This window comes from Nostoc sp. (assembly GCF_036918245.1).
Taxonomy (GTDB): Bacteria; Cyanobacteriota; Cyanobacteriia; order Cyanobacteriales; family Nostocaceae; genus Nostoc.
Genome location: NZ_JBALEF010000029.1, coordinates 54,430 through 64,648, shown reverse-complemented (window position 1 = coordinate 64,648; position 10,219 = coordinate 54,430). Strand labels below are relative to the sequence as shown.

Annotated in this window: 4 protein-coding genes; all 4 read right to left on the bottom strand. The window is 40.2% G+C overall.

All coding sequences use genetic code 11. From position 1 onward, the window contains the following. Positions 1-34: 34 nt before the first annotated feature. Positions 35-1,195: an acyltransferase family protein gene (locus V7L12_RS06735; RefSeq protein WP_335083228.1), complete on the bottom strand. Its 1,161-nt coding sequence runs from the start codon at positions 1,193-1,195 to the stop codon at positions 35-37. A 228-nt stretch (positions 1,196-1,423) separates the two neighbouring features. Further along, positions 1,424-2,422, bottom strand: a complete 999-nt coding sequence (locus V7L12_RS06730) for a cupin-like domain-containing protein (protein ID WP_335083226.1) — start codon at positions 2,420-2,422, stop codon at positions 1,424-1,426. Positions 2,423-2,508: 86 nt separating this feature from the next. Further along, positions 2,509-7,437, bottom strand: a complete 4,929-nt coding sequence (locus V7L12_RS06725) for an aminotransferase class III-fold pyridoxal phosphate-dependent enzyme (RefSeq protein WP_335083224.1) — start codon at positions 7,435-7,437, stop codon at positions 2,509-2,511. A 3-nt stretch (positions 7,438-7,440) separates the two neighbouring features. Further along, complete coding sequence (locus tag V7L12_RS06720; protein ID WP_335083222.1) at positions 7,441-9,468, bottom strand: non-ribosomal peptide synthetase; 2,028 nt, start codon at positions 9,466-9,468, stop codon at positions 7,441-7,443. Between the last annotated feature and the right edge of the window lie 751 nt (positions 9,469-10,219).

Sequence of the window (10,219 nt, the reverse complement as noted above, 5' to 3'; positions counted from 1 at the left end):
GTTTATTGAATGTGGTTAAATCTCAGTCTTTTTTTTAATTACTAAGTTTAAATAAATTTCCATCCAAGATTTTAGACTTTAAATAATTACGAGTAGGAACTTCTACAAATTTATATGTTAATGATGCTATAAATAAAATAATCATCAGAAATACTCCTAAAGATGTCAACGATTGATATTCTGTGAATCCTTTGCCAAAAACATTGTGAAATTTATAAAGCCAGAAAACTTTTAATAATTCTTGAACAAACCAATGAACCATATAAATTGAGTAAGATATCGTCCCGATATATAGCATTAACTGTGAATTTAGAAACTTTGATATTATACTTGTGTTGTTGATAGATACTGATAAAATCAGTAGAGAAAAAGCTGGTAATATTAGCCAATCATGAATGTTACGAAAATCATGCCAATAGTAATGCATAATTAAAATTATCCAAGTTATAGCTATAATTGCCAGTAAATTAAGATTAAAATGCTTTTTATAATTACCTCTACGGTAAATTTTGTAAGTAATAATCCCAAGTATGCATTCTAGCCCACATCTAGCTATCGAAGGGATGCCAATAATAGTATCTAAATTGCCGCGGGTAAAGGTGATTAGTAGTAATATACTAAAGAGAGTAGAACTATAAATAATCAAATCAATTTTGTGGTTGTTTTTTAATAAAATTAATAATAAAAATGGAAATATACAGTAAATAAAAAATTCTACGCTAATTGACCAAGCCGGTTCATTCCAATAGGTATTACACCATAATAAAGGTGGGCACTTTAGGTCGAACGCTTGTAAAAGAAAAATATTGGCAACAAGAGCGGTTAAGTTAAATTTACCAGTAAAAGCAGAAGTCTTTAGTAAAAATGCTTTGACAAATTCTAATCCAATAAATAGAAAAATTATAAATATATGCAAAGGATAAATTCTAGCAAAACGTGAGAATAAATACGAGCAATAGTGATTTAAACTTACTTTTAAATAAAAATCCTCTGCATAGACGTGGGTCATGATAAAACCACTCAAAATAAAGAAAAAGTCAACCCATAAATATCCATTTGTAAAAAAATTGCTATAAGTTGATAAAGTTGAACCTGTTTTCGGTAAACCGTAGGAAGAAAAATGGTGTACAACAACAACCAAGGCTGCAATACCGCGTAAAGAAGTGAGCGATTTGATGTGTTTATATATTGACATTTTTGGTTTTAATTTTTACTTATAGCAATCCTCTTTTAGTTGTGAAAGTTATTTTTTTTTAATATAGATGCGTAGTTGCTTGTTATCGGCGACAATGAAGGATGTAATGTTGTATATAAACAAGCTACGCAAAGCATCTAAAATAGAATATTTCACAAATGATTTAGAATTGCTATAGAACACAGATTCAGTATTCAGGCTAATTCATAATTAATCATTTGGAAAAATTTAGATTTTTTTCGTAATCTTGTCGAGAAATTGCTTTAGCCTTCCCTCAAGAGATTTGAGTCTTAATACACCAGAGCGCAGTAGCATAAATTTACTTTTCGGTCGGCGATCGGATAGAAGACCCAGAGCCAAAATTTTGATCCGGTCTTTCAAGGGAGATTTACCTGGTGGAGTGGGTTCCAATCCCAGTCTGCGTAAATAACTGTTGACTTGATATATTCTGGCTTTGAGATCGTAAGGTCGCAGATAAAAGAGGATACTCAAAGCTACAGAGACATTATTATCATTTTTAGCCCAATGGGGTGCCAGTATCGGATGATGGAGTCCCTTGCCTGGTTGCAAATGGTAAACCTTTGCTTTACTCTGATTCTCCTTTCTATAATTTGCTACATTCAGGTCGCCTACATAAAATTTTTCAATCTCCTCTTCGCTCAGTACAGAACGATCGTTTTGATTGAAGAGGCTCATATCTTTTTTGCCCTGAATTTGAAACAAGAAATTCAACTCACTATCGATATGGTAAGGTGTAATAGAATTAGGAGAACCAATAAAGATGTAAGCACCTAGCCACGTCATTTGCTGCCGAAGGGGTTTACCTGTAAGAGTTTCGAGTTCAGTTATAATTTGGTCAACCAAGGCAGCATATTCTGAGTCTACTTGAACATCTTCAAGCATTACCCAAGAATCGGATTCTCCAATATGTGCGATCGCCTCGTTAATTTGCTTGATTCCAGGACGCTGATTCCACTTTTGCTCAACAGGGACTTTGCTGATATAAGACTGGATTTTATTTGTTCTACCCTGACTAAGCATGGTATTTGCCAGCTCAACTAAGCGGGGGATCTCAAATAAAGGATGTCCTGCAAGTTTATGCGAAAATATGAAGTGAGAAGAGTTGAAGTTTTCCCGGAAGTTTGAAATATCAGTTTCAATGATTTGTTCAGGAAGCTTCGGATCGGACTTTATAGAACTAGGTTCAAGTAGATTATCAATCGACATACAAAACCTTTATGGATGAGTATTTACTATTTGCAAAATTATTGAAGCACACTATACTTTCTCTGCAATTGCTTTTTTAAAACACTTCAGGAAACACTGGCAACTTGTAAATATTTCCCAGGTCGCTCGGTATCAGGAATATACCAGGCGGGGTTGCCTTGGGGATCTCGTCCTAATCTGGCATCAGGTTGCGGAGGACGATTGCGTAGGCTGTTATTGGTAATTTCGCGGTTTGTTACTTCTACGGGCGGTGCAGACAAGAAGCCAGCAGACTGCATTTCGGCAATACTTTCTTTAAAGGCTGCCATTACAAAAGCCAGATCAGCTTCGGAATGGGCTGTTGTCAAGAAGCAAGGACGATGATCCCAAGTATGCACTCCTTTATCCCGCAGCAAGTAAAACAGTAAATCTCCATAGGCAAACTCTGGTGCAGATTTCACCATAAACAGTGAACCGAAATTATAAGCTGTAAACGGAGCCTGAACTTGCTGGAAATAACCCATGAGTTCTGCTACAAACTTATCAGTTCTTACATTGAGATTTTGCTGTAAGCTGGGGCCACTCTGTTTTAAATGCTGAAGTACTGCTTTGGCGGCTGCTAGTGCTAAAGGATGGCGGACGAAGGTGCCAGCAAAGTAAGTTACACCTACCTCTGGAACGGAGTCATCGCCAAACTGCCAAAACCCGCCATCCAAAGCATCCATATATTGTGATTTGCCAGCAATGACTCCAATTGGTAGCCCACCGCCCACAATCTTACCGTAGGTTGCTATATCAGCTTTGATACCAAAATGTGCTTGAGCGCCACCTGGATGAATTCTGAATCCGGTAACGATTTCATCAAAAATTAGGGCAATACCAGCTTCCTCTGTGAAATCACGCAATTGCTGGAGGAATTCCTTGGGCTGGTATTCAGGGCGACGGCTTTGCACAGATTCCACCATCACTGCTGCTAACTCATCAGCCCGACTTCTGAGGATTTCTAGAGACTCAGGCGAATCGTAGTCCACCACCAAAATATTCTCCACCATTTCAGGTGGGATACCAGGAGCAGCTGGAATTGACCGGAGTTTTTTTGTACCTCGAACAATTACTTCATCCAAAATACCATGATAAGCTCCAGAAAAGATGGCGATTAAGTTACGCCCTGTGATGGTGCGTGCCATCCGCATCGCTCCCAATACCGCTTCTGAACCTGTGTTGCAAAAGGCTGCTCGGTCAAAGTTGGTCAACTCACACATTAGCTTTGCCACTTCTCCAACTAAGGGAGTTTGCGGCCCAATTTCCATGCCGAGTTTCAGTTGTGCTTCAATTGCTTCAGTAATGAAAGGTGGCGACCAACCAAACAAATTCAAGCCAAAGCCATTGCTTAAATCAACATATTCATTGCCATCAACATCCCAAAGTTTAGAACCTGATGAACGAGACACCACAATGGGATAAACCATCTCTTTCATCGTCGGGTTAAACCCAGAAACAGTTCTTGGGTCTGCCAAATAAGGACGATGAGTTTGAGTATATTCTTTGGATTTTTGAGTCCGTTGTGTATATCTTTGGATAATTTTGTCTAGATGAGTGCGTTGTTGCGCTGTGAGAGTTTTAGTCTGGGTCTTTTCAATTCGAGCTGCCGCACCAAATGCTTTTTTCGCACCATTTGATTCTGTGTCTACCGATGCTTGTGATTCTTTGTTGGTTTGGGTTGGGGGGATAGATAGAGCGTTTTGTGGCTTGACACCATTATTTTGAGATATCGCCGCAGGTACAACTGGGATTGTTAGAGATTGACTGCTATTACCCAATAGTGCCAATTGCTGGCTCATGATTTGTAGCTGCTGATTAATCACACTTTCTAGGACACTAGATGCAGCTGGTTGCAGGGAAATCTGAGGTGCAGATCCATTTGATCCATTTGTATGAACTTCATGCACTAGCAAAGTGGGTGATGTGGTTGCAGGTGCTGGTAATGCTGCTTCTGGAGTTGGTTCTGCAACGGTTTCTGTTAATCCTAATGCGGATAAAGTTTCGCGAGACAAGGCTGAATTGATAAAGTCAGCCAGTGTTCCTAAATTCGGGTAAATTTCTAGTAACTGTCTAAGCGTTACCTTGACTTGAAACTTTTTCTTTAAAGCTAACCCGACTTGTGTCAGAGATAAGGAATCTAATCCCATTTCTAAAAACGTTGTCAAGTCGTCAACACTAGCAATTTCCAATCCTGATGTTTCTTCGATAATTTCTTTGAGCAGGGGAATAAGCTTTTGCTGAGGAAATGTTGTCATAGTTTGGGTCTTTTCTAATAACTGGGGATTTGGAAGTTTGGGAGTTACTGCACGATTGGGATGAGGTGGAGGATCAATCCAGAAGCGTTGGCGTTCAAAGGGATAGGTGGGTAGGGGAATTCGTTGTCGCGTTTCCCTTTGATAGAAGTTGCTCCAATCAATAGATACTCCTGCTAGCCACAGTTGTCCTACTGCCTTGAGTAATGCCGTCCATTCGGCTTCATTCTCAGCGTTATCACCCAGAGAAGCGTAGGCTATCTGTTGTTTAATATCTTTTGCTTGTTGGCGGGCTAAGGTCGTAGTTGTGATTCGCGGCCCCACCTCTAACAGTATGCGTTCTGGCTGCTGCCATAGGGTTTGTATGCCCTCCGCAAATCTCACAGTCTGACGTAGATGTGTAGCCCAATACATCGGATCGGTTGCTTGCTGGGTTGTAATCCAGTCGGCGGTAACTGTAGATACAAAGGGAATTTGGGGCGGCGATAATTTAACCTTTCCAACTACCTCAGCAAACGGGTGAATGATACTATCCATCATCGGGGAGTGGAAAGCGTGGGAAGTGTGTAAATGGCGACAGATAACTTCTTCGCTTTCAAGTTGTTTTTGCAGAACCGCGATCGCCTCTGTGGGGCCAGAAACTACACACAGGGAAGGGCCATTAATTGCGGCGATCGCTAGTTCTGCACTCAATCGCGGCTCTACCTCTTCGGCTGGTAGGCGCACTGAGAGCATAGCCCCTGCCGGTAACTCCCACATTAAGCGACCGCGAGTTGCAACCAACATTAGCGCATCTTCTAAGGTGAATACACCCGCAATACAAGCGGCGACAAATTCGCCAATACTGTGACCAATCATGCCTTGGGGTTTGACTCCCCAACTTTGCCACAGTAGCGCTAAAGCATATTCAATGACAAATAATGCTGGTTGGGTAAAGCAGGTTTGCCGCAGGGAGATAGCCGCAGTTTCGCGATCACTCGGTGCGGGATAGATGATTTCTCGTAAATCCTTGCCCAGCAAAGGCTTAAGCATTTCAGCACATTCATCTACTGCTTCCTGGAATACAGGTTCGCGGTTGTAGAGATTCAGTCCCATGTTTACATATTGCGATCCTTGTCCGGGGAACATGAAGACAACGGCTGGATTGCGGATTTCTGTATGACGAGTGTTTACTTGATTTGGATCTAAAGATTGCAGGGCTGCGATCGCATCTGTTATATCGTGACAAACTATACTGCGTCGGTAGCTAAAAGCTTTGCGCCCTCGCTGTAAAGTATAAGCTACATCAGCTAACTTAATTTCGGCATTGTACTGTAAATGCTGCTGTAAATTCGCTGTTGCAGCCTCTAAAGCTTGACTAGTTTTTGCCGAGAGTAACAATAGCTGCTGTGGGCGAGAAGATCCTGAACTTTGGATTTGTGGCGCTTCTTCTAGCACAATATGAGCATTAGTACCGCCGACACCAAAAGAACTCACACTGGCTCGTCGCGGAGTTTCACCCTCTGACCATTCAGCTAGTTTGGTATTTACATAGAAGGGGCTGTTGGCAAAGTCAATCTTGGGGTTGGGAGCCTCAAAATTTAAACTAGGGGGAATCTTTTTATAGTGCAGAGCGAGAGCGGTTTTTATTAACCCTGCTACCCCAGCCGCCGCAACTAAATGTCCGACATTGCTTTTAAGAGAGCCAATGGCGCAGAATTGTTTAGCATTTGTATGTACGCGAAATGCTTGCGTCAGCGCTTCAATTTCAATCGGGTCGCCTAAAGGTGTAGCTGTGCCGTGAGCTTCAATATAAGAGATGGTTTCTGGATGAAAGTTAGCATAAGCTTGCGCCATTGCAATCGCCTCTGCTTGTCCGTCTACGCTGGGAGCCGTAAAGCTCACCTTATCAGCGCCGTCATTATTGATACCAGAACCACGAATTACGGCATAGATGCGATCGCCATCATTGAGTGCATCTTCTAAACGCTTGAGGACAACTACTCCTGCGCCATTGTTGAACATTGTGCCCTGAGCGCTGGCATCAAAGGGACGACAATGCCCATCCCCAGAGAGCATACTGCCTTCTTGAGCCACATAACCGCTGTTTTGAGGTGTAGTCATAGATACACCACCTGCTAAAGCTAGATCGCACTGATAGCTGGTTAAGGCTTGGCAAGCCTGAATGACTGCTACCAAAGAAGTGGAACAGGCTGTATTGACGCTGACGGCTGGGCCTTTGAGGTTGAGTTTGTAAGCAGCACGGGTTGTCAAAAAGTCTTTTTCATTGGCTAACATCGTTTGGAACTCACCGATGCGATCAACAATTTCCATACGTCCAGAAATGTGGTTAGCAAAATAAGTATTTTGACCACAACCAGCGTATAAACCAATTAAACCTTCAAAAGACTCTGATTCATAACCAGCATTTTCCAAAGCTTCATAAACCAACTCTAGGAAAACTCTGGCCTGTGGGTCCATAACCACAGCTTCTAGCGGATTAATGCCAAAGAACGCAGCATCAAAGGTTTCTCCCCCAGGAATTACTCCTCTAGCTTTCACGTAGCTAGGATCTTTACAAACGTTTGGATCAATACTAGGATCTAACTCCTCATCTTCAAAAAAAGTCGTTGATTCTAATCCCTCGCACAGATTGCGCCAAAACTCATCGACATTTCCAGCGCCAGGAAATCTTCCTACCATGCCAATAATGGCAACACCATCAATAGGATCTTGGTTATCTGAGGTTTGCATATTCACCATTGCTTAAACACCTTGTTGATGATTACGGCGACGAGTCCGAGCTGCTTGTTGGCGTTGGGCGCGATTTTGCAGCTTGTCAGAAGACGGTTGGCTATTCTGGTTTGAATCCAAATACTTTGCTAAAGAGCCAATCATTGAATACTGAAATAGCTTTACAGCAGGTAGCTCAATATTAAGTTCCTGTTTTACTCGCGCAGCAACTTGTAGAATTGAGATTGAAGTTGCTCCTAAATCAAAGAAATTATCATCAATCCCGACGCGATCGATTTTCAGCAGTTCGGATAAAATACCTGCAAGCAGACGTTCTAAATCGGTTTGGGGAGCAATATACGCTTGTTCCAGTTGCGGACGTTCTTTACTTGGTGCTGGCAATTTATGTCTATCTACTTTGCCATTTGCAGTCAAAGGCAGTGATTCTAACATCACAAACGCCGATGGCACCATATAATTAGGTAGTCGCTGTTGTAAGAAACCACGTAATTTATTGTGCGTATATTTACTGTTATAGTGAGGGACAATATAAGCCGTTAACTGTTTTTCACCTGCTTCATCCTGACGAGCTAAAACGACAATTTCCCGAACATCAGGATGTTGTGCAATCTCCCGCTCAATTTCCCCTAGTTCAATTCGGAAACCGCGAATTTTTACTTGATTGTCAATCCGACCTAAAAACTCGATATTGCCATCTGGAAGATAACGAGCTAAATCTCCAGTTTTATAAAGCCGTGTTGCTAAATTGCTATCAAAGGAGTGATAAATAAACTTTTCGGCAGTCAAATCAGGACGGTTCAAATAGCCTCTAGCTAATCCATCACCACCAATGTACAATTCGCCAGCTTCTCCAATTAATACTGATTGAAGATTGTTATTTAATATATAAACTTGGGTATTAGCAATTGGGTGACCAATAGGAATAGAGACATCTGGTTGTAGTGGCGCTGTTATAAGATGGCAGCAGGTAAAAGTTGTATTCTCAGTTGGGCCATAACCATTAATTAGTTGACAGTTTTCTACTGTTTGGAGAAACTTCTGCACATGGGTAACAGATAAAACATCGCCACCCGCTAAAAGTTGACGCAAGGATTTTAAAGCATCAATTTTTTCATCTACTATCAGGTGGAATAAACCTGCTGTCAGCCAAAGAGTAGTAACTTGGTATTGCTGAATAATCTGCCCTAATTCTTCTAAAGATGGTGTATGAGGAGGGTAGATTACTAGTCGTCCGCCGTTAAGTAAGCAACCCCAAATTTCAAAAGTTGAAGCGTCGAAAGAAATAGGAGCAAGTTGCAGAATTACTTCTTCTGCCGTGAGGTGAGCATAATTAGTTTCTTTGACTAACCTAACTACACCACGATGGATAACGCTAACACCTTTGGGTGTACCTGTAGAACCTGATGTATACATGACATAAGCCAAGTTATCAGCAGTGATACTAGTGCTTAGGTTCTCTTTTTTATTTAGGGCGATTGTACTCCAATCTGCATCTAGGCAAATTACAAATGCTGTGTGAGTAGGTAATTTGGCAACTAATTCTTTTTGAGTTAATAGTATAGATACCTGGGTATCTGACAGCATGAAAGCTAAACGTTCTTGTGGATAGCCTGGATCTAATGGTACATAAGCTCCACCTGCTTTAAGGATAGCTAAAAGTGCTACAATCATTTCTAAGGAGCGCTCTATGCAGATTCCTACAAGAGTTTCTGCGCTTACCCCTAGTGATTGTAGATGTTTTGCTAGTTGATTAGCACGACTATTCAAATCTCTATAGGTGAAATACTGATTATTAAAAACTAGTGCTACAGCATCAGGTGTTTTCTCTACTTGTGCTTCAAACAACTGATGAATACACGCTTGTTGAGGATAATCAGTTTGAGTATGATTCAACTCGATTAGTAGGTATTTTTGGGGTTCTTTCAAAATAGGTAATCTTAAATTATCTTGTTCTAAGTTGTTTTCTGATAATGAAATTTGACTCTTGGTTGTCAGAAATTCATTTTTATTTTGAGCCAATGAATTAGTTATTAGTTTCATATTTAACTTGAAGCAAAAATAATTTTTTTACAAAAAGCTTGTTTTTCTTTTTTAAGTAGCGCTGATTTTAACTTAACAACTTTATGGGTTAGCGATGCAGTTAATATTACTACTGAAATCTCCAAAACCAGAATATCACTGACTGAAAAATATTAAAGGTTGTTCCAGAATTACATGGAAGATACTTTTGTATATTAACGATCTAGATTTTTGGCTAAACCAGTGAACCATGTAATTCGAGCACGATATTGTTATGAGATCAATGATTAATAAGGAATTGAGTGTATTTAAAGTTAAGATGAGCTTGTTATTTTCCGTATTTAGAGAAACAGATAAAATAAAAACCGAAAAAGCATTTTTATATGTTAAACTCCTAGTATTTTCACTTAGACTCAATAGTTATATTTTTAGCTTTAAAATTATATTAAAACACTAATTTGACAACAAATTATGCCGCAATCCGACAATATTTGTGTGAAAGGGCACTGACTCTAAGATTTAGTTCTCTTATTCTGACCTATTTCCTCAAAATCGTAGGTAGTTTCACTACATCTTCATTGAAAATTAAAACTTTAGAGATGTTTGCAATGGGAATATTAACTATACGTAGACTTATTTTCAGATAATAAGAATAATTAATACATTGAGGAAGAAAAAATACAGCGATTTTAGCAACTAATAAGTAATGTAAACCCTTCGAGGTAGGTTGACTCCAGCGAAACGACAATAGGGTGGGCATTACAATGCCCAC